Source organism: Dysgonomonas gadei ATCC BAA-286 (genome assembly GCF_000213555.1).
GTDB lineage: Bacteria > Bacteroidota > Bacteroidia > Bacteroidales > Dysgonomonadaceae > Dysgonomonas > Dysgonomonas gadei.
On sequence record NZ_GL891987.1, the window covers coordinates 193,179 to 216,764 of the forward strand.

Here is a 23,586-nt window from a genome sequence, read left to right on the forward strand (position 1 = left end):
TTGCAAATATATGGATTATATATCCTTTTACAAAATTAATTCACCTTTGCCCTGCCGCATTATTTCCGGTTCATCGCCCGTACAATCCACGATTGTAGACGCTTCTATACCACCATACCCACCATCGATGACAATGTCGACCAGGTCCTGATATCTTTCATAGATCAGTTCCGGATCTGTAGTGTATTCTATCACTTCATCATCATCTTTAACGGATGTTGTCATAATCGGATTGCCTAAAGTATGAACGAGTTCGCGTATAATATTATTGTCGGGAATACGAATACCTACGGTCTTTTTGTTCTTGTATATTTTTGGAAGGGATGAAGTCGTGTTCAGAATAAACGTAAAGGGACCCGGCAGGTTCTTTTTCATCAGCTTGAATGTATTGTTGTCCACTCTGGCATATTCACTGATATTGCTCAGGTCGTAGCAGATGATCGACAGATTACTCTTCTCGGGATTAATGTCTTTCATCCTGCATATTTTCTCTACCGCCCGTACATTGAGCGCATCACAGCCAATGGCATATACTGTGTCGGTAGGATAGACGATGAGCCCGCCGTCTTGCAAAACTTTTATAATCTTATCGATCTCTTTCGGATTAGGATTTTCTTCGTATAACTTTACAAGCATAGTATAAATTAAGACAATGGTATTTTCCCTGATAATCAATTATTACTTCTGTAATACAATCGAGCTCTGTGCCAGGTATCAATTGTATTATTGTCAAAGATATAGCAATAATCTTTAATCTTTCTTCACAAATTGAAAAAACTTACAGAATTAACATAGACTTAATACCCTTTGATTGTAAAGGATAATTGCTCTTTTGGGGGTTAATCTTTCTTGCAGCGGACCGAAAAGTGATTGTTTCGTGAGCTGGGAGACCAGTCTATGGAACTGGTACTATTGTCTACCCTCCGCTTCCAGGAATTGGCTCCATTGTAGGAGCTGCTGGCCCACCAGTGATTGCTTACACCATAGCCGGTTACCCTGTTTTGATTTGCGAAGCCCACCAGATAGCCTGCAAATCCTCCCTGGTCGGAAGGCTTGCTGGTTCCCAGATATGCCCCTGCTGCTTCTGTGGAGTTCTTCATTACATTTCCCACATTTGCATCAGTTGCTGTAGTCTGGGAACTGTACAGATCGGGGCGGAGTTTGAGAGCTTCGGTCAGTATGTACCATTCTGTGTCGGTTGGCAGATGCCATCCCGGAGGGCATACACCTTGACGCCTGACTTCTGTAGATGCTCCGGCTGTACCATATTTTTCGTCATTTGCTGCATAAGTAGGCGGATTGTCTACATTGCCCTGACCTGTTGTAGTATTGCCTTTCTGCGAAGAAGCAGCAGCCCAGTTATATAATTTGCCATTCTCCCGGATGCGGGCTGCGGTTGCACCTGTGTTGCTGGGGGTATAATATTGCATGGCAACATAAGTATCCGCCGGACTATTTGTTATCCCTTGTGTATAACGTAAATTCTGTGTCATCCATATTCCCGCGTCGATTATAACGACCTCGACAGGGGTGCAGCTATACGGACTGCCTGCCTTAACTGAATGGAAACGTGCCGTATGGTATGTCTCTCCGTCTCTGGAATCGACCAGGTCGGCTTCGGGGCCGGCTAAAGATGGAGGGATGGTATTTATAGGATATGCGACCAGCGGTTGCCATTTACTGCCTGTCCACACATGCACACCCGGACATAGGCGGTCGGCTTCACTGGTTTCTATTTTTTTTGTGTTATATACAACTGTACCTATATAGTCGGAATTACTCGTGGTTCCGCTGGCGATGGTCAGGGTATTGTTCGCGGTCAGTTCCACGCGTGGCAGCATCAGCCCTTTGTTGCTGGTGCCATTCGGATTTTCTTTCAAGTCTAGCAATGCTCCTTTCAGCGGTTCCTCGTTGGAACCGATCGTTACTTGTGAAAAAACTCCTCCGGGAGTTAAGGCAAGTATTGCAATGAATATGTGAAGGAATGGAAAACGGATTTTCATATTGACCGATATTATCATTATAAACAAATAAGGGAAAAAGTAGTTCTTAATGAATAAAAAAATCGTGATATCTAGGTTTAGCTTTATTCGATTGAGAAAGATGAGCCTCTGTGTATATTTCCGGGAAGATAGAGGTTATTATAAATAACGGCCCATAAATAGTATTTTATGAGCCGCAGATCAGGTATTATTTTGTTTATTTCTTTTCGATATAATCTTCAACAATTGCCTGAGTCAGACCCATATTGGAGAATCCTCCGTCATGGAACAGGTTCTGCATGGTTACCATGCGCGTCAGATCTGAGAACATAACGATACAGTAGTCGGCACAAGATTCTGCGCTGGCATTACCCAGTGGGGACATCTTCTCTGCAAAGTCGAAGAATGCGTTCATTCCGCCGATTCCTTGTCCGGCAGTAGTCAATGTAGGTGATTGGGATATTGTATTTACACGGACTTTTTTATCGCGGCCATACACATAACCGAAGCTGCGTCCAAAAGATTCAAGTAATGCTTTTGCATCAGCCATATCGTTATATCCGGTAAATGTACGTTGAGCAGCAATGTGGGTAAGTGCAAGTACAGAACCACCTTCGGCAATAGCATCCAGTTTTTTCGCAACCTGCATCATCTTATGGAAAGAGATAGCTGAGATGTCGAGTGTCTTGTCTAAGAATCCATAATCAAGGTTGTCATATGCTCTCTCTTTGCGAAGGTTCACCGACATACCGATTGAGTGGAGTACGAAATCGATCTTGCCACCAAGAGCTTCCATCGATTGTACGAATACTTGTTCAAGGTCTTCTACACTGGTAGCATCGGCAGCAATAACTTTTGCATTCAGTTTTTCTGACAGGGCTTTGGTCTCACCCATTCTTACGGCTACCGGAGTATTCGATAGTGTAATAGTTGCTCCTTGTTCCACGGCTTTTTCGGCCACTTTCCATGCAATTGATTTTTCGTTCAATGCACCGAAAACGATTCCTCTTTTACCTTTTAATAAATTGTTACTCATTTTTATCGTTATTTGATGATTATTAGCTACTTAAAAAAACTGTGATAGCTGTTCGTTAATTCTTTATCGCACAAAAATAGTAAAAATGTGCAATAATTGGTGCTAATAGATATAAAATTTACAGGATGTGCCCTTAACTTGCCGGAACTTCGGCTTTCTTCTTGCCTGTAAGAATTACCAATAATACCGCGCTTATGATAATCAATAAGCCAAACAGGCCGTTCCATCCGAATGGTTCGCCAAAATGGAGTATCCCCACTGCTGTAGCTACTACGGGTTCTAACGATCCGAGTATGGACGTAATGGTAGACCCTGCGTGCTTTACGGCTGCAACAAGCGCCAGATTGGATATAACTGTCGCAAATAATGCCAGGCCGATAAGATTGAAAACGGATGGTATATCCGGCAAAAGTTCGATGCCTGTAGTAGAATAGGAAAAGACAGCAAAGATAAATCCACCGAAGAGCATTACATAGAAAGTAATGGTTTCGGGCTCCAGTCTCTTTATTTCGGGGCTATTGAGCCATACGATATAGATGGAATAGGTGAAAACGGTCATCAATACAGCCAGTAACCCTGTTGTATTGATGAATCCGGAATCGCTCCAGCATAGCATAGCCACGCCAGCCAGAGATAAGACAGCTGCAAATAAGAGATTCCGTGACAATTTCTCCCTGTAGAATATAATCATCATACAAGAAACCGAGACAGGGTAGAGGAAGTGTATAGTAGTGGCAACCCCGCTCGAGATATAATTATAAGAGTAGAGCAGTCCCATAGCCGTCAGCGTATATAACAGGCCCAGACAGAGAAGTTGTGCGGCAGCCTTAGGTGATATCCGGAGATTCTTTTTCCTGATAAGGCATACTGCTCCTATTAGTAACACCGAAATCAGGCATCTGTAGAAAAGTATAGATGGCGCATGCATCCCCGTTTTTAGTAATGGAATGGAGAAGAATGCAATGAGCCCGAATGTTCCCGATGAGATGAGCGCAAGTATGATACCTTTTGTTTTATTCATGTTGTCTCTTTTAAACGGGTGCAAAGGTACCAATTATTTTACTAAACTATCTGTTTATTAGATACTGTCTTTTATAGGCTCCTCTACCTTGAAGCTGTCTTCCATCAATTTGTATTTTTCGTGCTTCAATTCGTATTCCCTGTTGCTCTGCTTGATGATTAGAATTGTCCTTTCCTCTGTGTCGAAAGCATAAATTATCCCATATGCTTTCTCTCTGTTTTTAGTCATTTTATACTTTACAGAAGAAGATTGGTATTGTCCGAACCTACCGGATGCGACAGGCTCTTTGGTAACATCAAAGTCTTGAGATAGTTTCGAAAAATAATTTTCCAGCATTTCTTCGTGATCGGTTTCAAAAGGAGATACAGATACAAAAAAGATTGTTTCACTACTGAACTTTTTTTCAGCATCAATGTAGGCTCCTCCCCCTGCGCTCTTCTCTGTTTTCACTTTCCAGTATGACGGATATTTGAATGATATGCCTTCGTAGGATAATTCTTTATCCGGTTGTTTTTTGCATGAGGCAAGAGGTAAAAGTAAGATGAGGATTAAGGTACTTAGTCTAAGCTGTATGGATTTTCTCATAGTAGTTCTGTTTTGTGCAAATCTAATAAATATAATTCAGACGCCTGATGCCTGTCGAATATTTGATTAATAAACCAAATGTTCGCAAAAATAAAAACCCTTCACTATCAGTAAGTAAAGGGTTTATATATTTTAATAGGGAAGTTTTATTATTCAGGTTGCCCTTCCGGGGTAATCATATCCGGGTTAACTGTACCTTTTTTAATCTCTATCTCCACATTCTTGGGCGGCTCTTCGGTTTCCTTTAATATCTCTTCGGAACGGGAAACCCACTGACGCTCACCAAATATCTTCTTCAGGTCCTCGGCAAATATAACCTCTTCCGTTACCAGCAGATTTGCCAGTTTTTCATGACCGTCGGAATGTTTACGAAGCAGGGCTTTAGCTCGTTCATATTGTTCGTTTATCATTGCCTGCACTTCCTTATCTATCAGCAGGGCAGTTTCTTCACTATAAGGTTTGGTGAAACCATAGGCCTCGCCTGATGAATCATAATAGCTTATATTAGGCAACTTGTCGCTCATACCTAAATATGAAATCATAGCATATGCCTGTTTGGTCACCCTTTCCAGATCATTGGCCGCACCGGACGATATGTGACCGACAAACACTTCCTCGGCAGCACGGCCTCCAAGGAGCGCACACATTTCATCCAGCATTTGCTCTTTGGTTGTAATCTGCCTTTCTTCGGGCAGGTACCATGCAGCACCCAGAGCCTTGCCCCGCGGAACAATGGTAACTTTCACCAAAGGATTAGCATATTGCAGGAACCAGCTTAATGTGGCATGTCCGGCCTCGTGTATGGCAATGGTCTTTCTCTCATCGAGAGTTGTCACTTTATTCTTCTTTTCCAGACCTCCCACAATACGGTCTACTGCATTGGTGAAGTCATCTTTCTGAACAACTTTCTTCCCTTTACGGGCTGCAATCAGCGCGGCTTCATTACATACATTGGCAATGTCTGCTCCAGAGAATCCAGGTGTCTGGCGGGCAAGGAATTCCACATCCACTGAGTCGTCGATCTTTACAGGACGAAGATGTACTTTAAATATTTCCTTACGGTCGTTCACATCCGGTAAATCAACGGTTATCTGGCGGTCGAAACGTCCTGCACGAAGTAACGCTTTATCCAGAATATCGGCACGGTTGGTTGCAGCAAGAATGATGATACCGCTATTTGTACCGAAACCGTCCATTTCCGTTAACAACTGATTCAATGTGTTTTCACGTTCATCGTTCGAACCCATATTCAGGTTGCGTCCACGGGCGCGTCCGATAGCATCTATCTCGTCGATAAAGATAATACACGGCGATTTCTCCTTAGCCTGCTTGAACAAATCCCTTACACGGGATGCTCCCACACCGACGAACATTTCCACAAAGTCGGAGCCCGACAGGGAGAAGAACGGAACATTCGCCTCTCCTGCAACGGCTTTTGCCAACAATGTCTTTCCTGTTCCCGGAGGGCCTACAAGCAATGCGCCTTTTGGTATTTTACCACCTATTTCTGTATATCGTGAAGGATTCTTAAGGAATTCCACGATTTCTTCTATTTCTTCTTTGGCTTCCGAAAGTCCGGCCACGTCTTTGAATGTAACGCGCAGATCGGAACCTTTGTCATATAGCTGGGCTTTTGACTTGCCCACGCTGAATACTCCGCCGCCACCGCCGGAACCACCGCCTGACATACGTCGCATCATATAAATAAAAAGTCCGAATATCAATACGATAGGCAGGAAGCTCAATAGTATGTCCCACGCACTGGTAGTATTTGGCTCATAGCTGACATCGATGTTGTAGTTATGTTCAGCCCTTACCTTGTCGTAAAAGTCAGAAAATTTATCGGCAGAAGGTATTTTTACCAGAATGGAGGGTTTATCACCCGCCTTATCCGCATCAGCCTTAAATACATGATTGACCGAATCTTTGCGGACAGTGGCCTTTAATGTATTGCTTTTATTGTCAACTACAATCTTGCTTATGCTATTATCTTTCACATAACCCTGAAATTCGGACCATGCTATCTCTTTCTGAATTCCGCCCGTATTCTCGGAGAAAAAGTACATTCCGATAATGGCAGCGAACACGATCAGGTATACCCAATAGAGATTAAAGGGCATCTTCGGGCCTTTCATCCCTGGCGTTTTCGGCTTGTTATTTTCTCCTTTATTATAATTATCCATATACTATTTTGATGATAATATCTTTTTAATTCGTTTTTGGTTTTACGGAATACAACAATCAATAAAGGCTATTTGTTGTCAGTCGATATCAGGGATACTTTCCAACTTGGCATCGGCCCATAAATGCTCGATATTATAGAATTCACGCAATTCCGGTAAGAACACGTGTACAATAACCGTACCATAATCTATTCCTACCCACCGGCCTTCACGCAGTCCGTCGATAGAAATAGGGCGTTCTTTCTTCTTTTTTTTCAGTGAATCTACGATCTCATCAGAGATAGCACCTACTTGGGTAGGCGTATTTCCTTCGCATATAACAAAGTATTGGCAGATAGTTCCTGGTAGTTCTGTCATATCTACTATGACAATATTCCTTGCTTTTTTATCCTGACATGCAGCTACGATGCTGTTTGCTAAACTTTTACCTTCTTTCATTCGTAATTATAAAGTGTTTGAATCTGTTTGAACCTACAAATATAAGGGGTTTTTTGAACAAATCGCTTATATATTATAGAAGAACAAAGATTTAAATGAAGAAAGATGAAGAGGTAAAATAAAATCAACCTACTTTTGTATCATGAAAATATATGACCTGATAACAATAGTAGGCCCAACCGCATCCGGCAAAACTAACTTTGCCTGTCATCTGGCTCATTCTCTCGATACTGAAATCATCAGCGGAGATTCACGGCAAGTATATAAGTCTATGGATATAGGCACAGGAAAGGATTTAGCAGATTACATCGTAGATGGGGAAAATATACCTTATCACCTCATAGATATCCGCGAGGCAGGCGATAAGTATAATATTTTCGAATATCAGTCAGATTTTCATCAGGCTTATACCGATATTAAAAGCAGAGGTAAATTCCCCATTTTGTGCGGAGGTTCGGGACTTTATATAGAGTCTGTTCTGAAAGGATATTCTCTAGTGAATGTTCCTGAAAATAAGGAATTAAGGAAGAAATACGAGAAATACAGTTTGCCGGAACTTACTGATATATTGGCAACATTCAAAAATCTCCATAACACCACCGATATAGATACAGCCCAACGTGCTATCCGGGCCATAGAGATAGAAGTATATAAAAGAGAGCATCCATTGGAGCAAAACGAATTCCCTCCGCTAAGCAGCCTTGTTGTCGGAGTAGATATTGACCGGGAACTTCGCCGCGAAAAAATATCGAAGCGCCTTAAGGCCCGTCTCGATGAAGGAATGATAGAAGAGGTGCAAAATATATTGAATAAGGGGGTAGAGCCTGATGACCTCATTTACTACGGACTGGAATACAAATATGTCACACTCTATCTGTTAGGGAAACTACCTTATCAGGAAATGTTCTCACAACTCGAAATCGCCATCCATCAGTTCGCCAAACGACAGATGACCTGGTTTAGGGGGATGGAAAAGAGGGGAACCCATATCCACTGGATAAATACATCATTACCCATGAACGAAAAGATAGAGAAAGTTCTGAGACTTCTTCAAAAATGATAAAAAGAAAAACACAACAATACTCTTCAAACTTGATGTAACTATTTCCGTTATATCGGAATAGAGCAAATGGAATGTTCTTTAAAAAGCTGTTCGAATAAGGTCTTCTGCCTGTTGTGAGTTGTTTTAAGCATCTTTTTTAACCGTTTTCCTCTTGGTTTTTGCCTTCTGGATCTGTGCTAAAATTACGTAAAAGATCCGAATAGAAGCCAGCAAAGGTAGTTGGATGCTTATTTTTATTTAATACTTCTAAAGTTTAACCATTACGTTTTGGGTTAATGCCGGGTTAAATCATAAAATTGGATATATATTCTTGTTTCTTGAATAGGATTTCAGTATTCATGTAAATTATATAGAATAGATTTACAGTGGATTAAACAGCCTCTTATTTAAGCATCATGAAAAAAATATTTTTTATCACTACCCTGATATTCTTATTTTCTGTCTGTCATGCTTCCGGAGAGGAAAAATGAGCAGAGGGGGAATCTCTCCGGTATAACCTCCGGAGACTATGAGAAAGGCCCATCCTTCGATTAGATGAAACTCGTTATAAACTCTGTTCAGATACAAGTTATACCCGTAAGAAATAAGTAATAACTAATTATAAAAAACCAATTTAATGAAAAAATTACTATTTTTTTGCCTCGGCATAAGTATTTTGCTGAGTTGTAAGACTGAGAAAGTGCACGATTATGAAATCGTCAAAAGTGATCTGCGAGCCCCGGCCTATCCTCTGATAACGATAGACCCTTATACTTCGGGCTGGTCGTTTACCGACAACCTCTATGATGGAAATGTAAAGCACTGGACAGGCAGCGATTTTCCTCTTATCGGTGTAGTGAAAGTGGATAATAAGGTCTATCGCTTTATGGGAATAGAAGAAACTCCCATGCAGACAGTCGTTCCCAATTCGGAACAAGGCGGCTGGACAGGAAAATATATAACCACTAAGCCTGTCGGGAACTGGTTCAATAAAGACTTCAATGATGCCGGATGGAAAGAAGCTCCTGCTGCTTTTGGTTCTATTCCACAGGAAATTACAGCTAAGACAGAGTGGAATACCGAGTACATATGGGTAAGGCGTGTTATCAATCTGGATGAAGACTTATCAGGGAAGAAGGTATATATCGAATACTCCCATGACGATGATGCGATTATCTATATCAACGGTATAGAAGTCGTTAATACAGGAAATGCCGCTAAGAAAAATATTCTGGCTCCATTGTCAGAGGAGGTCGTTGCTACACTGAAAAAGGGAGAGAATATCATTGCCGGTTACTGTCACGATCGCGGAGGATTGGCCCTGCTTGATTTTGGGCTGGTAATGGAAAAAGATCATAAGAGGTTATTCGAAACCACAGCTGTTCAGAAATCTGTAGATGTACAAGCAACACAGACTCATTATACATTCGCATGTGGTGAAGTAGATCTCAAACTGACTTTCACCGCACCTTTATTTATGGAAGGCCTGGCTCTTCTTTCGCGTCCCGTAAATTACATTTCATACAATGTTTCATCTAACGATGGCAAAGCACACGATGTAAGCCTGTACTTCGAAGCTTCACCTGTTTGGGCGCTAGACAAACCCTTGCAGCAATCGGTGAGTGAAGGATTCGAAGACGGAGATCTGATGTTCCTTAAGACCGGTAGTCTGGACCAGAAAATATTAGGAAAATCGGGCGATAACGTACGCATAGACTGGGGGCATTTTTATCTGGTAGCCGAAAAGAAGAATACGATATCAGGTATAGGAGACGCTGAAGAATTGAGAGCAAACTTTATAGAAGGCGTCAAAAAAGAATCTACCGATAAAAGGGAGAATACCGGTGATAAGCTGGCCCTGACCCGTTCATTGGGCTCTGTAAATAATGCTGTTGCCGGAAAAATAATGATCGGTTATGATGACATATACTCTATCCAGTACTTCGGAGAGAATCTGAGGCCGTATTGGAACAAGGGAGGAGACCAGACTATTACAGGTGTTTTCCATAAAGCAAATCAGGAATATGATAAGCTGATGGAAAAAGCATACCTTTTTGATAAAGAGTTAATAACAAAAACAGCACAGGCCGGAGGTAAAGAATATGCCGAACTCTGCGCCCTTGCCTATCGTCAGGCTATTACGGCTCATAAATTGGTGGAAGCACCGAACGGGGATTTACTCTTTTTATCGAAAGAAAATTTCAGTAACGGTTCCATTGGTACGGTAGACGTAACATATCCGTCAGCGCCTCTTTTCCTTTACTACAATCCTGAACTGGCAAAAGGTCTGCTAAACCATATCTTCTATTACAGTGAAAGCAACAAATGGGTAAAACCTTTCCCTGCTCATGATGTAGGTACTTATCCTCTTGCAAACGGACAGACATATGGTGGAGATATGCCGGTAGAGGAAGCAGGAAATATGCTGGTTCTTACTGCTGCGGTTGCTCACATAGAGGGAAATGCCCAGTATGCTGAAAAACATTGGGATGTGCTGACTACATGGACTGATTATCTCGCTGAAAACGGGCTCGATCCCGAAAACCAATTATGTACAGATGACTTTGCCGGACATTTTGCACATAATGTTAATCTTTCTATAAAAGCTATAATGGGTGTTGCATCGTATGGTTATCTGGCCGATAAATTAGGTAAAAAAGATGTGGCAGAGAAATATACCTCCAAAGCAAAAGAAATGGCGAAGGAATGGGTGAAAATGGCAGATGACGGAGATCACTATCGTTTAACATTTGACAAGCCTGGAACATGGAGTCAGAAGTATAATCTGGTTTGGGATAAAATATTGGGTATGGGTATCTTCCCTGCGGAGGTTGCACAAAAAGAAATTGCTTATTATCTTCGCAAACAGAATAAATACGGGTTGCCTTTGGATAACCGTGAAACCTATACCAAAACAGATTGGATCATATGGACAGCTACTCTTACTCAAGATCAGGAAACGTTCCAGAAGTTTATCAGTCCGCTATATTTATTTATGAATGAAACTCCCGACAGGGTACCTATGTCAGACTGGGTATTTACTGATCGGCCAAATCAGCGCGGGTTTCAGGCAAGATCAGTAGTGGGAGGATATTATATAAAAATGTTAGATCGTTAATTAAAAACACAAAAAAAATGAGGAGAATAGGATTATTATTCTTAAGCATTGTCGGTTTGCTGGGCGCGGCAAAAGCACAGCAAGCAGAATTAGTTGACTATGTCAGTCCCTTAGTGGGCACTCAGTCAAAACATTCTCTCTCCACGGGCAATACCTATCCTGCGATAGCCATGCCCTGGGGAATGAACTTCTGGATGCCCCAGACCGGAAAAATGGGTGACGGCTGGGCCTATACCTACGATGCCGACAAGATTCGCGGTTTCAAGCAGACACACCAGCCCAGTCCCTGGATCAACGACTACGGCCAGTTCGCCATCATGCCGGTAACCGGAGAAGCCGTTTTCGACCAGGACAAACGGGCCAGTTGGTTTTCCCATAAGGCCGAAATTGCCAAACCATATTATTATAAAGTTTATCTTGCCGACCATGATGTGGTAACAGAGATGGCTCCAACAGAAAGAGCAGTCATGTTCCGCTTCACATTCCCCGAAAACGATAAGTCGTTTGTCGTAGTAGATGCCTTCGATAAAGGCTCATACATCAAAATCATACCCGGTGAAAACAAGATAGTCGGATATACCACCAAGAACAGCGGAGGAGTACCCGAAAACTTCAAGAACTATTTCGTTGTCGCATTCGACAAGCCGTTTACATACAAAGCATCCGTGGCAAGCGGCAGTATCACCGAAGGAGGACTCGAAGTATCAGATAACCATGCCGGAGGGATAATCGGCTTCTCCACTAAAAAAGGAGAAACCGTACATGCAAGAGTAGCATCCTCCTTCATCAGCCCCGAACAGGCCGAACTCAACCTGAAAGAACTCGGTAACGACTCATTCGACCAGATAGCCCAAAAAGGACGCGACCAATGGAACAAGGTACTGGGACGCATCGTAGTGGAAGATGATAACATAGACAACCTGCGCACATTCTACTCATGCCTCTACCGTTCGGTCCTCTTTCCCCGCAGCTTCTATGAAATAAATGCAGAAGGAAAGACCGTACACTACAGCCCCTACAACGGAGAAGTGTTGCCCGGCTATATGTTCACCGACACAGGCTTCTGGGATACCTTCCGCTGCCTGTTCCCGTTCCTTAACCTGATGTATCCCGAAATGAACACCAAAATGCAGGAAGGCCTGGCCAATACCTATAAAGAAAGCGGATTCCTGCCTGAATGGGCCAGCCCCGGCCACCGCGGCTGTATGGTAGGCAACAACTCGGCATCGGTCGTAGCCGACGCCTATCTCAAAGGACTCAGAGGATATGACATCGAAACACTCTGGCAGGCCGTTATACACGGAGCCAATGCCGTACACCCCAAAGTAAGCTCTACCGGGCGTCTGGGCTGGGAGTATTACAACAAGCTGGGATATGTCCCTTACGATGTGAAGATAAATGAAAATGCAGCCCGTACACTCGAATATGCATACGACGACTGGTGTATCTACCAGCTGGGTAAGAAACTGGGTAAACCCGCAAAAGAAATAGACATCTATGCCAAACGCGCGATGAACTACAAGAACCTGTACGACCCCGAGCATAAGCTGATGCGCGGTAAGAACCGGGACGGCAAATTCCAGTCTCCGTTCAACCCGTTGAAATGGGGGGATGCCTTTACCGAAGGCAACAGCTGGCACTATACCTGGTCGGTATTCCACGACCCGCAGGGCCTGATAGACCTGATGGGCGGCAAAGCAGGCTTCAACCGGATGATGGACTCCGTGTTCAGCGTACCGCCGTTATTCGACGACAGCTATTACGGGGGAGTCATACACGAGATACGCGAAATGCAGATAATGAACATGGGTAACTATGCACACGGCAACCAGCCGATACAGCACATGATCTACATGTACAACTATTCAGCCGAACCTTGGAAAGCCCAGTACTGGGTACGTGAGGTGATGGATAAGCTCTATACCCCTAACCCTGACGGTTATTGCGGGGATGAGGACAACGGGCAGACTTCGGCCTGGTATGTATTCTCGGCGGTAGGCTTCTATCCTGTATGTCCGGGCTCTGATGAGTATATCTTAGGCTCACCGTTGTTCAAAAAGGTGACACTCAACCTGGAGAACGGCAATAAAGTGGTTATCGATGCAGCAAACAACAATAAGGCCAACAGGTATGTACAGTCAATGACCGTAGACGGACAGGTGCACACCAAAAACTACCTGACCCATGACCAGCTGCTGAAAGGTACAACAGTTAAATATCAGATGGCATCGAGTCCGAACCAAAGCAGAGGGGTCAACGATAATGACCTGCCTTATTCTTTCTCTAAGGAACTCAATAGTATAAATAACAAGAATAAGAAAAAATAAAAACATATGGACAATAAGACTTATTTGAAAAAAGGAATATTGAGCCTCTGTGTTTTAAGCTCGACATTCTTTGTTAGTGAAGTGAAGGCATCCACGTCTTTGCCGGAAAGTAATCTGACTTTGGTACAGGATAATACGGTGATTAAAACTCCGGTAAATTATAAAAGTAATCGTCCTGAGAAATCGAAACGTTTATTTACATCCAAAGCTGTAGAAAATGAAATAGTACGTGTTAAAAAGCTATTGAAAAATGCTAAGCTGGCCTGGATGTTCGAGAATTGTTTCCCAAACACACTGGATACAACAGTCCGTTACCGCAAGACAGATGGCAAAGATGATACTGTAGTGTATACAGGAGATATTCATGCTATGTGGTTGCGTGACTCGGGAGCACAGGTTTGGCCATATGTGCAACTGGCGAATCAAGACCCTGAATTGAAAGCTATGCTGGCAGGTACAATTCGTCGCCAGTTCAAATGTATTATCATCGACCCGTATGCAAATGCGTTCCTTGATCCGTACGATCCTAATCCGGATCATCAATGGATGTCCGACTTAACGAATATGAAGCCGGAACTGCATGAACGCAAATGGGAAATAGATTCACTATGTTATCCGCTGCGTCTGGCATATCATTATTGGAAAACCACAGGGGATACTTCTGTATTTGACGAGGAATGGTTACAGGCAATCACTTTGATATTGCAGACCTTCAAGGAACAACAGCGTAAAGATGGTGTAGGTCCTTATAAATTCCAACGTAAGACAGAACGTCAGTTGGATACTCTGAACAATGACGGATATGGTAATCCTGTAAATCCTGTGGGGTTGATCGTTTCATGTTTCCGTCCGTCTGATGATGCTACTACTTTCCAGTTTCTGGTACCTTCCAATTTCTTTGCTGTTACTTCGTTAAGGAAAGCTGCGGAGATACTGGCTACTGTAAATAAGGAAACAGAACTGGCTAAAGAGTGTACAGACCTTGCTCAGGAAGTGGAAAGTGCATTGAAAAAGTATGCGGTTTATAATCATCCTAAGTATGGACAAATATATGCTTTTGAAGTAGATGGCTTTGGCAATCAGTATCTGATGGATGATTCCAATGCTCCAAGCTTGTTATCGTCCGCTTATCTGGGAGATGTGGATGTAAATGATCCTATTTATCAGAATACACGCAAGTTTGTGTGGAGTGAAGATAATCCTTATTTCTTTAGGGGGAGTGCCGGAGAAGGTATTGGCGGGCCTCATATTGGTTACGATATGGTTTGGCCGATGAGTATCATGATGAAAGCATTTACAAGTCACGACGATAAAGAAATTCAGGCGTGTGTGAAAATGCTTATAGATACGGATGCGGATACCGGATTTATGCACGAATCTTTCCATAAGGATGATCCGAAGAACTTTACCCGTTCATGGTTTGCATGGCAGAATACGCTGTTTGGCGAACTAATACTTAAACTGGTAAATGAAGGTAAAACTGATTTACTGAATGATATAAAATAAATATATCTATAATCTTTTATGAAAATCGTACAACTTTTGAAGTTGTACGATTTTTTTTGTCAAGAAATTCTTAATTTTTCATTCTTCATTATTTTCATGTTACCTTTGCATCAAACCATTTATTTTTTTTGATCATGATACTCATTCATAAAGCAACAATCATAAACGAAGGAACATCTTTCACCGGTTCGGTATTGATAGAAAACAATGTTATTGCAGAAATATTCAGGACGGAAGATATTCCCGACCGGTTACTGAACAATGCAACGGTTATCGACGGCAGGGAATTATGGCTGATGCCCGGAGTAATAGATGATCAGGTGCATTTTCGTGAACCGGGATTGACTCATAAGGGAGACATTGCAAGTGAAAGCCGTGCCGCTATTGCAGGAGGAGTTACATCTTTTATGGAAATGCCTAATACTAAACCACAAACGACAACGATAGAACTCCTTGAGCAGAAATTTGAATTGGCTGCCGAAAAGTCATTCGCCAACTATTCTTTCTATATGGGTGCCACAAATGATAATATTGCAGAGCTGAGAAAGGTGGATCCGAAAAAAGTATGTGGTGTAAAAGTATTTATGGGCTCTTCGACAGGGAATATGCTTGTGGATGACAAAATGGTCTTGCAATCCATATTTGCTGAAGTGGATATGCTCATTGCCACACATTGCGAAAAGGAAGAAATAATACGGGAAAATCTGGCCAAATATAAATCCGAGTTCGGAGAAGATATACCGATTCAGTATCACCCTCTTATCCGTAGTGCCGAAGCCTGCTATCGTTCGTCTGCCGAGGCTGTCGAGCTGGCTGACAAATATCAGACCCGTTTGCATATTTTGCACCTTTCCACCGAGAAAGAGATAAGTTTATTCGACATTAAGCCTCTTGCCGAAAAGAAAATCACAGGGGAGGTCTGTGTACATCATCTTTGGTTCTCAGATGAAGATTACTCTAAATACGGATCACGTATAAAATGGAATCCTGCAGTGAAAACCAGACAGGACAGGGGCGCTCTGATGCAGGGGCTTCTGAAGAATAAACTGGATGTAATCGCTACCGACCATGCCCCCCACCTGCTCGACGAAAAGCAGGGAGGTGCATTGAAGGCTGCATCGGGAGGTCCTTTGGTTCAGCACTCGTTGCAAATGATGCTTGAGTTGGCCAAGAAGGGAAAAATAACGAAAGAACAGGTGGTAAATAAAATGTGTCATGCACCTGCCATTATGTACAAGATAGAGAAAAGAGGTTATATCCGTAAAGGATACTTTGCCGATCTGGTATTGGTGAATCCGAATAAACCATATACGGTTACTCAGGATAATATTCTGTATAAATGCAAATGGGCACCATTGGAAGGTGAGACATTCTCCACCTCGGTAGAGAAAACATTCCTGAATGGAAAAATCGCCTTTGAAGATGGTGTGGTTTATGATATGAGAGGTGAAAGATTGCGCTTCGAAAGATAGATCCAGAGGCTTTTATTTCCTGAAATTATAAACTTTTAATCATCGGAGATTGTTTTCATATAAAATATAAACAATTCAGATTAAAAGATTTATGAAAAGAACTATTACAAAAATCACTTTATTACTAGCAGTTTTGCTACTTGCGCAATCCAGCGCAATAGAGGCCTGTACCAGAATCGTCTATCACGGGCTCAACAATACAGTACTGACAGCAAGGACTATGGACTGGAAAGAAGACAGCAGGAGTAACCTGTGGATATTTCCCAGAGGCATGGAACGAAACGGAGAAGTAGGCAGCAATCCTTTGAAGTGGAAGTCGAAGTACGGAAGTGTGATCACTTCCGCTTACGACATCTCCAGTACAGACGGTATGAACGAAAAAGGCCTTGTAGCCAATTTGCTCTGGCTGGCCGAGTCCGCATACCCGGAATGGGATCAGAAGAAACCGGGATTGTCGATAGCTGCATGGGTGCAATATATGCTTGATAATTTTGCTACTGTAAGCGAAGCTGTTACTTATATGGAAAAAGGAACTTTCGAAGTGGTTTCGGATATGATGCCCGACGGTTCCAGAATGGCTACCCTTCACTTATCATTGTCAGACTCCGACGGAGATAGTGCCATTTTCGAATATATAAACGGGAAACTGGTGATACACCATGATAAATCTTATCAGGTGATGACAAACTCGCCTGTATTCGATCAGCAGCTAGCATTGAATGAATACTGGAAAGGTATTGGCGGGTTGACTTTTCTTCCCGGAACTAACCGTGCTGCCGACAGGTTTGTCAGAGCTTCTTATTACATAAATGTAATCCCGAAAGTAGATGATACAAGACTGGCTGTAGCCAGTGTATTCAGCGTTATACGCAACACTTCGGTCCCTTTTGGGATAAGTACGCCTAATGAACCGAATATTTCATCTACGAGATGGAGAACAGTATCAGACCAAAAGAATAAAGTTTATTATTTCGAGTCTGCTTTATATCCGAATATTTTCTGGGTAGATTTCAAAGATGTCGATTTCTCCGAAAAAGCACCTGTAAAGACGCTGGATCTGGTAGGAGGTAAAACTTATGCAGGGAATACAGCCAATCTGTTTGTAACATCCGAACCTTTTAAGTTTCAGGGAATAAAGTAATACATTTTCATCATCGTAAAAATATGGAGAAAGTTTAAACAGGTTCTTAGAATTCGTCTACTTTAAGCTTCTTTCTGTAATTATCTAAAGTAGCCTGTAATTCCATGCTTATTTTTTCATATCCTTTTTTACCATAGAGATTATCCAGCTCATTCGGATCATTCTTAAGATCGAATAATTCGTTGCAATTGATATTCTCATCATTTTTGGTTTCGCCTTTACCATAAAAATGGATGAGTTTATATCTGTCTGTTCTGACACCATCGTGACGGCGGACATTGTGGATTGCCGGATAATCGTAATAGTGGTAGTATAAATCTTTTCTCCAATCTTTAGGTGTTTCTCCGCTAAACAAAGATTCAAGAGATACACCGCTCATCTCGGCAGGTTTCTCTATTCCTGCTAAAGACAGGTATGTAGGTGCAAAATCTATATTCTGAACCAGAGCATCAGTCTTTGTGCCTGCTTCAATAGCTTTGGGATAACGTATGATAAGCGGAGTTCTGAATGATTCCTCATACATGAAACGTTTGTCAAACCATCCATGTTCTCCCATATAGAAACCTTGATCCGAGGTATAGACGATAATGGTATTATCCATCAACCCTTCTTTTTCAAGGTAGTCTATCAGGCGTCCGACTTCATCGTCAATCGATTTTATGCAGCGAAGATAATCTTTCATATAACGCTGATATTTCCAGTTAAGCAGGTCGTCTCCGGATAGGTTACTGTCGATAAATTCCATATTTTTGGGATGGTAGGCATTTTCCCAGGCTTCGCGTTGTGCAGGAGTCATTTGATTCATCGCTTGTTGTAGGCCACCGTTATTCCACTCTTTATTATATGGGGTAGTATTTCTCAATTCATTCAGCTTAAGGTCATAAATGAATGTCATTGTCTTGTCGATTGTCATATCCTGGGTCTTAGCCGCAGAACAGCGAGTTTCGTAATCATCATAGAATGTTTCGGGCTTTGGAAACTCTACATCTTCATACAGATTATAATACTTGGCTTCCGGCATCCAGTTTCTGTGTGGAGCTTTATGATGCACTAAAAGGGCAAAAGGCTTGTTTTTATCTCTGTTCTCTATAAATTCTATGGAATGGGTAGTAATAAGGTTGGTTGCATAACCCTCTTCGCGCACATATTTACCTTGAGACTCCTTCGTCTTGAAACTCGGATTGTAATAATCTCCCTGATCGTTCAATACACAATAATAATTAAATCCTTTAGGTTCGCATTGCATATGCCATTTTCCGACAACTCCGGTTTGATAGCCTGCTTGAGTTAATAATTCGGAAAAGAAGATCTTGGTCGTATCAATACCTGCTCCCAATTGGCGTTGTCCGTTCTGATGACTGTATAGACCAGTCATAAGGCATGCCCGACTGGGGGTTGACAGCGAATTCTCCACAAAGGCTTGCCGGAATAGCATTCCTTCATTTGCCAGACGGTCTATATTGGGAGTAGTAGCTATTTTCGATAGCGGATGCCCATATGCGCTGATTGTCTGGAACGAATGATCGTCTGTCATTATATGTATAATATTGGGACGGGATGTATTTTGTTCCTTTTGTCCATAGCCATATGGATTGAGTATTGATACAGGTATAATTACCAGACTGATCCTCTTTAAATTTGTCATGGAATATCAAGGGTGTAGGTTAATACACTAAAATTAATAAGAAAAAATTGAATAATGAAACAAATATTAGGATTCCGGCCAAAACAAACAAGTGAAACACCGAATACATATATCAGGTTTTTTAAATGAATAAATATATAGCTCCGATCACATCCTCTTTCCGGATATTGTTTATCAGCCTTCTTATAGCTTTATATATAGCGACTTAGATTGTTTTAAACAACTTTTAGAACAGGATGTAAAATGATAAATATTATCTTTACAGATATGAAACAACAATGATATGCAACAGATAATAACAGATATTCGCAGGACATTGCTGGATAATGCCGATGAAAAAACATTAAGCCTGTCGAGCCATTTCTTCAAAGAAAATGAACGGGCAAAGACCTATGGTGTAAGAATGGCTTTAGTCAGCAAAATCGGTAAAGGGTTTTTTCTGAAAATCAAAAATATGGCGAAAGTTCAAATTTTCGGTTTATGTGAGGAACTGTGGCAATCGGGGTATTTGGAGGAATCGGTCATTGCCTGCGAATTGGCTTATTCTCTTCACAAGCAATATGAACCTGACGATTTTGAAATATTTGAAAGGTGGGTGGCAAACTACGTCGATAATTGGGCGGCATGCGACACGTTGTGTAATCACACTATCGGCGAATTTGTGAAAATGTATCCCGGTTATATTTCCCGCCTCAAAGGATGGGCTACGTCCGGTAATCGCTGGATGCGCCGTGCCGCTGCTGTTACGCTGATTATCCCTGCTCGTAAAGGATTGTTTTTAAATGATATCTTTGAAATCGCAACAATTTTGCTTCACGACAAGGATGATTTGGTTCAAAAAGGTTACGGTTGGATGCTTAAGGCTGCGAGTGAAGCGCATCAGGAAGAAGTGTTCGACTTTGTGGTGAGACATAAAGCTACTATGCCGAGAACATCACTAAGATATGCTATTGAAAAAATGCCGCAGGATATGAAAGCTGAGGCTATGAAAAAAGAGAAATGAAAATGAATTTCTAAATCTTCTGACCTCAATATATTAAAAAAAAGTGCCCCATACAGGAGGCACTTTCTCAGGAAAATATCTTATATTTTACTCCCACTCTATGGTAGCAGGAGGTTTCGACGAAATATCATAAACAACACGGTTTACACCTTTTACTTTGTTGATGATCTCATTAGACACCTTAGCCAGAAACTCGTATGGTAAGTGTGCCCAATCGGCGGTCATGGCGTCTGTAGAAGTTACGGCGCGCAATGCCACTGTATTTTCGTAAGTGCGCTCATCACCCATTACCCCAACTGATTTGATCGGCAACAGAATTGCTCCCGCCTGCCATACTTTATCATAGAACCCTTGTTCACGAAGCATACGGATAAAGATATCGTCGGCATTCTGTACTACTTCTACTTTTTCCGGAGTGATATCGCCCAATATACGGATACCTAGACCGGGACCCGGGAAAGGATGCCGTTTTATCAGGTTTTCTTTCATACCCAATTCCAAGCCTACGCGGCGTACTTCATCTTTGAATAGCAGACGTAGAGGTTCTACCAGTTTCAGATTCATTTTCTCCGGTAATCCTCCCACATTATGGTGCGATTTGATGACATGGCCTGTGATAGAAAGCGACTCTATAATATCGGGATAAATAGTTCCCTGGCCCAGCCACTTTATATCTTTAAGCTTATGCGCTTCTTCGTCGAATACATCAATAAAGCCTTTACCTATGATCTTACGTTTCTGTTCAGGGTCGGTCACGCCGGCCAGTTCTTTGTAGAATCGCTCTTTGGCATCTATACCTATTACATTCAGTCCGAGATGTTCATAATCTCTCAGTACATTTTCGAATTCGTTTTTGCGGAGCAAACCATGATCTACGAATACACAAGTCAGGTTCTTTCCTATGGCCTTGTTCAGCAGAACGGCAGTAACGGAAGAGTCTACACCTCCCGATAGGGCAAGGATAACCTTGTCGTCACCAAGCGTTGTTTTTAGTTCCTCAACAGTGGAATCGATGAAAGAAGCAGGACTCCATCCTCGTTTCGAATGGCATATATTAAGGAAGTTGCTTAAAAGTCGCGTACCGTCTGTAGTATGGTAAACTTCAGGATGAAACTGTACGGCCCATGTTTCCTCTCCCGCTATTTTATATGCTGCTGCTGATACATCAGCAGTGCTGGCTACTATTTCGAAATTCTCAGGAACCACAGTAATTGAGTCTCCATGTGACATCCACACCTGAGTACCTTCAGATATTCCGTCAAAGAGGGAAACGCCGGACTTTATTTTTGTCAAATGCGCCCGTCCGTATTCACGGGAATCACTTTTTTCAACTTTTCCTCCCGATGTATAGGCCAGATATTGCGCGCCATAACAAATACCCAATATCGGATATTTACCCCTTATCTGACTGATGTCGGGTTTGAAGGCAGTAGCGTCATTTACCGAAAAAGGGCTTCCCGATAGTATTACTCCTTTAACACTTTTGTCATCGAAAGGGAACTTGTTGTAAGGGACAATTTCGCAGTAGGTATTTAATTCTCTGATTCTGCGACCAATCAATTGGGTGGTTTGTGACCCGAAATCGAGGATAATGATTTTCTCTTGCATAAAAATAACAAGTATAAGTTATTGTTTTTAATGCGCACAAAGATACATTATTTTTCTGATATTTTGTTTATCGGTATATGTCATTTAACACGAATTTCTATGGGTTATCCTATCATAAGTATTGTAGACTGTTTAAATTTTTTGGTAAAGTTTAAGCAGGCTCTTAATCATTCGTCATCGTCATTCGCCACAGGAGGAGTGAACTGAACCCACTTTACCCTCGGAGGGCGTGTTATGTGTGTATAAGGCAGGCTTCTTTCGAATAGGGCAAAACGCTGTTTTAAAGAATCTGTATCTGTTATTTGAAGTCCCGTATATTTATTCCGGTACTTATTATATACTTTATCAACTATATATTGCCAGTCTTTATGTAATTTGTCGGGGAGGTAGAGGTCGATAAGCAATGGTTTGTTATAATCCCTTTCTGCCCAGATGAAATAATAATAGCCCTTGTATGCATCACGGTCTGTGTTCTCGTTTCCTGCGAACACAAACGAGGTATCGTGGGGATATTGCTCTATTGTTTCGGCAATTGTTCTTTTTATGCTGTCGGGCAATGTAAACATTAATGTATGATATCCATCTTCTGAAATGTTGGGTTGAGTAAGTGTTATATTACAGAATTTGTCTATTTCGCTTATTCCGTTTACGTAAAATATCCACGCTGTATCAGGAGGCGAGGGATGGTTGAAACGATATTCTACCAGATACATTTTATTTACAGGGAGTTGCTGTATCTTGTCCTTCTTACAGGATATAAAGACTACAATTAAAGAAGCTAATAGCAATAGTTTCTTCATGGTAAAGCTATGTTTTGTTTTAATTAGTAGATAAAACTAAGGTTTTTTGTCCATAAATATAAGTTTAATATTTTTTTGTGGAAAGTTTATCTGTACATTTTTTAGCCGATAGCCTTTAGCTGATAGCTCTTTGAAGTACTGATTGACCCCTACATTGACTACGCTTCGTTCCGTCGAACGTTATTTCTCCCCGAGGGGAGGCTGCAGAGAGTGTAAAAAGTAATAAGTAAACAAGTGTTACCTTTACATACGCTACGCTCCTGTGACCGTTGGTTGTTTTACCTCTTTGGAAAAGTTATGCGTTGTAATTGGACGATATGCAGACTGTTTATCTTTATTATCCGGATTTGTAATCCGATGAAACCGGAGATAAATTTGAGTAGAGAACTTATGTCGAAATAGTGCTAGTAAATTGTCGATAATTTGCTATTTTTAATTATATTTAACTTGTATATTTGTATTGATAAATAAACCTTAAAGATAAGAGTGAGGGATGGACAGTTTCATATTCTGTATTTCTCAATTAAAAATAACAGTTAATCGATTAGATGTCGATAATGTTAGGTCCTTAAAATTTAACGTTTTATATTTGTTTTTGTGCGCAAATAAATTAGAGAGAGAGAGAGAGAGAGAGAGAGAGAGAGAGAGAGAGAGAGAGAGAGAGAGAGAGAGAGAGAGA

18 protein-coding genes are annotated in these 23,586 nt (G+C 41.6%); 8 read left to right on the forward strand and 10 right to left on the reverse strand.

Annotation, left to right across the window (positions count from 1 at the left end; genetic code table 11):
• Positions 1–27 precede the first annotated feature (27 nt).
• From HMPREF9455_RS16140 to rsfS, 7 genes are all read right to left on the reverse strand, one after another.
• The gene (locus tag HMPREF9455_RS16140) at positions 28–636 is read right to left on the reverse strand and encodes an L-threonylcarbamoyladenylate synthase (RefSeq protein WP_006800804.1); all 609 of its coding nucleotides are present in this window, start codon (positions 634–636) and stop codon (positions 28–30) included.
• 203 nt (positions 637–839) lie between these two features.
• Entirely contained in the window at positions 840–2,003 is a 1,164-nt protein-coding gene (locus HMPREF9455_RS16145; RefSeq protein ID WP_006800805.1) for an FISUMP domain-containing protein, read from the reverse strand.
• 196 nt (positions 2,004–2,199) lie between these two features.
• Positions 2,200–3,018 carry an enoyl-ACP reductase FabI gene (locus HMPREF9455_RS16150; protein ID WP_006800806.1) on the reverse strand — a complete coding sequence of 273 codons (819 nt, stop codon included), beginning with the start codon at positions 3,016–3,018 and terminating at the stop codon, positions 2,200–2,202.
• A gap of 133 nt (positions 3,019–3,151) precedes the next feature.
• Positions 3,152–4,039 carry a DMT family transporter gene (locus HMPREF9455_RS16155; RefSeq protein ID WP_044216506.1) on the reverse strand — a complete coding sequence of 296 codons (888 nt, stop codon included), beginning with the start codon at positions 4,037–4,039 and terminating at the stop codon, positions 3,152–3,154.
• 57 nt (positions 4,040–4,096) lie between these two features.
• On the reverse strand, positions 4,097–4,624 hold the full coding sequence (locus tag HMPREF9455_RS16160) for a hypothetical protein (RefSeq protein WP_006800808.1): 528 nt from the start codon (positions 4,622–4,624) through the stop codon (positions 4,097–4,099).
• Between the two features lie 149 nt (positions 4,625–4,773).
• Entirely contained in the window at positions 4,774–6,807 is a 2,034-nt protein-coding gene (ftsH, locus tag HMPREF9455_RS16165) for an ATP-dependent zinc metalloprotease FtsH (RefSeq protein ID WP_006800809.1), read from the reverse strand.
• Positions 6,808–6,885: 78 nt separating this feature from the next.
• Entirely contained in the window at positions 6,886–7,245 is a 360-nt protein-coding gene (gene rsfS, locus HMPREF9455_RS16170; RefSeq protein WP_006800810.1) for a ribosome silencing factor, read from the reverse strand.
• A gap of 142 nt (positions 7,246–7,387) precedes the next feature.
• Between rsfS and miaA the strand changes: the two genes are divergently transcribed.
• From miaA to HMPREF9455_RS16200, 6 genes are all read left to right on the forward strand, one after another.
• Positions 7,388–8,305 carry a tRNA (adenosine(37)-N6)-dimethylallyltransferase MiaA gene (gene miaA / locus HMPREF9455_RS16175; RefSeq protein WP_006800811.1) on the forward strand — a complete coding sequence of 306 codons (918 nt, stop codon included), beginning with the start codon at positions 7,388–7,390 and terminating at the stop codon, positions 8,303–8,305.
• A 619-nt stretch (positions 8,306–8,924) separates the two neighbouring features.
• Positions 8,925–11,405 (forward strand): glutaminase domain-containing protein, encoded by a 2,481-nt coding sequence (locus HMPREF9455_RS16180; RefSeq protein WP_006800812.1) that lies wholly within the window; start codon positions 8,925–8,927, stop codon positions 11,403–11,405.
• A gap of 17 nt (positions 11,406–11,422) precedes the next feature.
• The gene (locus HMPREF9455_RS16185; RefSeq protein ID WP_006800813.1) at positions 11,423–13,732 is read left to right on the forward strand and encodes a GH92 family glycosyl hydrolase; all 2,310 of its coding nucleotides are present in this window, start codon (positions 11,423–11,425) and stop codon (positions 13,730–13,732) included.
• 6 nt (positions 13,733–13,738) lie between these two features.
• Positions 13,739–15,238, forward strand: coding sequence for a glycoside hydrolase family 125 protein (locus HMPREF9455_RS16190; protein WP_006800814.1), 1,500 nt, complete (start codon positions 13,739–13,741; stop codon positions 15,236–15,238).
• Positions 15,239–15,372: 134 nt separating this feature from the next.
• Positions 15,373–16,710, forward strand: coding sequence for a dihydroorotase (locus tag HMPREF9455_RS16195; protein WP_006800815.1), 1,338 nt, complete (start codon positions 15,373–15,375; stop codon positions 16,708–16,710).
• Positions 16,711–16,801: 91 nt separating this feature from the next.
• Complete coding sequence (locus HMPREF9455_RS16200; protein ID WP_006800816.1) at positions 16,802–17,851, forward strand: linear amide C-N hydrolase; 1,050 nt, start codon at positions 16,802–16,804, stop codon at positions 17,849–17,851.
• Positions 17,852–17,897: 46 nt separating this feature from the next.
• Here HMPREF9455_RS16200 and HMPREF9455_RS16205 read toward each other — a convergent pair whose 3' ends face one another.
• The gene (locus tag HMPREF9455_RS16205) at positions 17,898–19,496 is read right to left on the reverse strand and encodes a sulfatase family protein (protein WP_006800817.1); all 1,599 of its coding nucleotides are present in this window, start codon (positions 19,494–19,496) and stop codon (positions 17,898–17,900) included.
• Positions 19,497–19,779: 283 nt separating this feature from the next.
• Between HMPREF9455_RS16205 and HMPREF9455_RS16210 the strand changes: the two genes are divergently transcribed.
• Positions 19,780–20,499 (forward strand): DNA alkylation repair protein, encoded by a 720-nt coding sequence (locus HMPREF9455_RS16210; protein ID WP_006800818.1) that lies wholly within the window; start codon positions 19,780–19,782, stop codon positions 20,497–20,499.
• Between the two features lie 87 nt (positions 20,500–20,586).
• On the opposite strand, the gene guaA is transcribed toward HMPREF9455_RS16210, so the two are convergent.
• Both guaA and HMPREF9455_RS16220 read right to left on the reverse strand, forming a co-directional pair.
• Positions 20,587–22,107: a glutamine-hydrolyzing GMP synthase gene (gene guaA / locus HMPREF9455_RS16215; RefSeq protein ID WP_006800819.1), complete on the reverse strand. Its 1,521-nt coding sequence runs from the start codon at positions 22,105–22,107 to the stop codon at positions 20,587–20,589.
• 167 nt (positions 22,108–22,274) lie between these two features.
• Complete coding sequence (locus tag HMPREF9455_RS16220; protein WP_006800821.1) at positions 22,275–22,907, reverse strand: hypothetical protein; 633 nt, start codon at positions 22,905–22,907, stop codon at positions 22,275–22,277.
• Positions 22,908–23,400: 493 nt separating this feature from the next.
• Here HMPREF9455_RS16220 and HMPREF9455_RS21670 point away from each other — a divergent pair.
• Positions 23,401–23,586 (forward strand): hypothetical protein (locus tag HMPREF9455_RS21670; protein WP_006800822.1); only part of this gene is annotated, 186 nt, incomplete at its 3' end.

What these genes read in the sequence shown, in the direction of transcription:
- HMPREF9455_RS16140 (WP_006800804.1), bottom strand. Translation starts at nt 636, where the DNA reads ATGCTTGTAAAGTTATACGAAGAAAATCCTAATCCGAAAGAGATCGAT.
- HMPREF9455_RS16145 (WP_006800805.1), bottom strand. Translation starts at nt 2,003, where the DNA reads ATGAAAATCCGTTTTCCATTCCTTCACATATTCATTGCAATACTTGCC.
- HMPREF9455_RS16150 (WP_006800806.1), bottom strand. Translation starts at nt 3,018, where the DNA reads ATGAGTAACAATTTATTAAAAGGTAAAAGAGGAATCGTTTTCGGTGCA.
- HMPREF9455_RS16155 (WP_044216506.1), bottom strand. Translation starts at nt 4,039, where the DNA reads ATGAATAAAACAAAAGGTATCATACTTGCGCTCATCTCATCGGGAACA.
- HMPREF9455_RS16160 (WP_006800808.1), bottom strand. Translation starts at nt 4,624, where the DNA reads ATGAGAAAATCCATACAGCTTAGACTAAGTACCTTAATCCTCATCTTA.
- ftsH (WP_006800809.1), bottom strand. Translation starts at nt 6,807, where the DNA reads ATGGATAATTATAATAAAGGAGAAAATAACAAGCCGAAAACGCCAGGG.
- rsfS (WP_006800810.1), bottom strand. Translation starts at nt 7,245, where the DNA reads ATGAAAGAAGGTAAAAGTTTAGCAAACAGCATCGTAGCTGCATGTCAG.
- miaA (WP_006800811.1), top strand. Translation starts at nt 7,388, where the DNA reads ATGAAAATATATGACCTGATAACAATAGTAGGCCCAACCGCATCCGGC.
- HMPREF9455_RS16180 (WP_006800812.1), top strand. Translation starts at nt 8,925, where the DNA reads ATGAAAAAATTACTATTTTTTTGCCTCGGCATAAGTATTTTGCTGAGT.
- HMPREF9455_RS16185 (WP_006800813.1), top strand. Translation starts at nt 11,423, where the DNA reads ATGAGGAGAATAGGATTATTATTCTTAAGCATTGTCGGTTTGCTGGGC.
- HMPREF9455_RS16190 (WP_006800814.1), top strand. Translation starts at nt 13,739, where the DNA reads ATGGACAATAAGACTTATTTGAAAAAAGGAATATTGAGCCTCTGTGTT.
- HMPREF9455_RS16195 (WP_006800815.1), top strand. Translation starts at nt 15,373, where the DNA reads ATGATACTCATTCATAAAGCAACAATCATAAACGAAGGAACATCTTTC.
- HMPREF9455_RS16200 (WP_006800816.1), top strand. Translation starts at nt 16,802, where the DNA reads ATGAAAAGAACTATTACAAAAATCACTTTATTACTAGCAGTTTTGCTA.
- HMPREF9455_RS16205 (WP_006800817.1), bottom strand. Translation starts at nt 19,496, where the DNA reads ATGACAAATTTAAAGAGGATCAGTCTGGTAATTATACCTGTATCAATA.
- HMPREF9455_RS16210 (WP_006800818.1), top strand. Translation starts at nt 19,780, where the DNA reads ATGCAACAGATAATAACAGATATTCGCAGGACATTGCTGGATAATGCC.
- guaA (WP_006800819.1), bottom strand. Translation starts at nt 22,107, where the DNA reads ATGCAAGAGAAAATCATTATCCTCGATTTCGGGTCACAAACCACCCAA.
- HMPREF9455_RS16220 (WP_006800821.1), bottom strand. Translation starts at nt 22,907, where the DNA reads ATGAAGAAACTATTGCTATTAGCTTCTTTAATTGTAGTCTTTATATCC.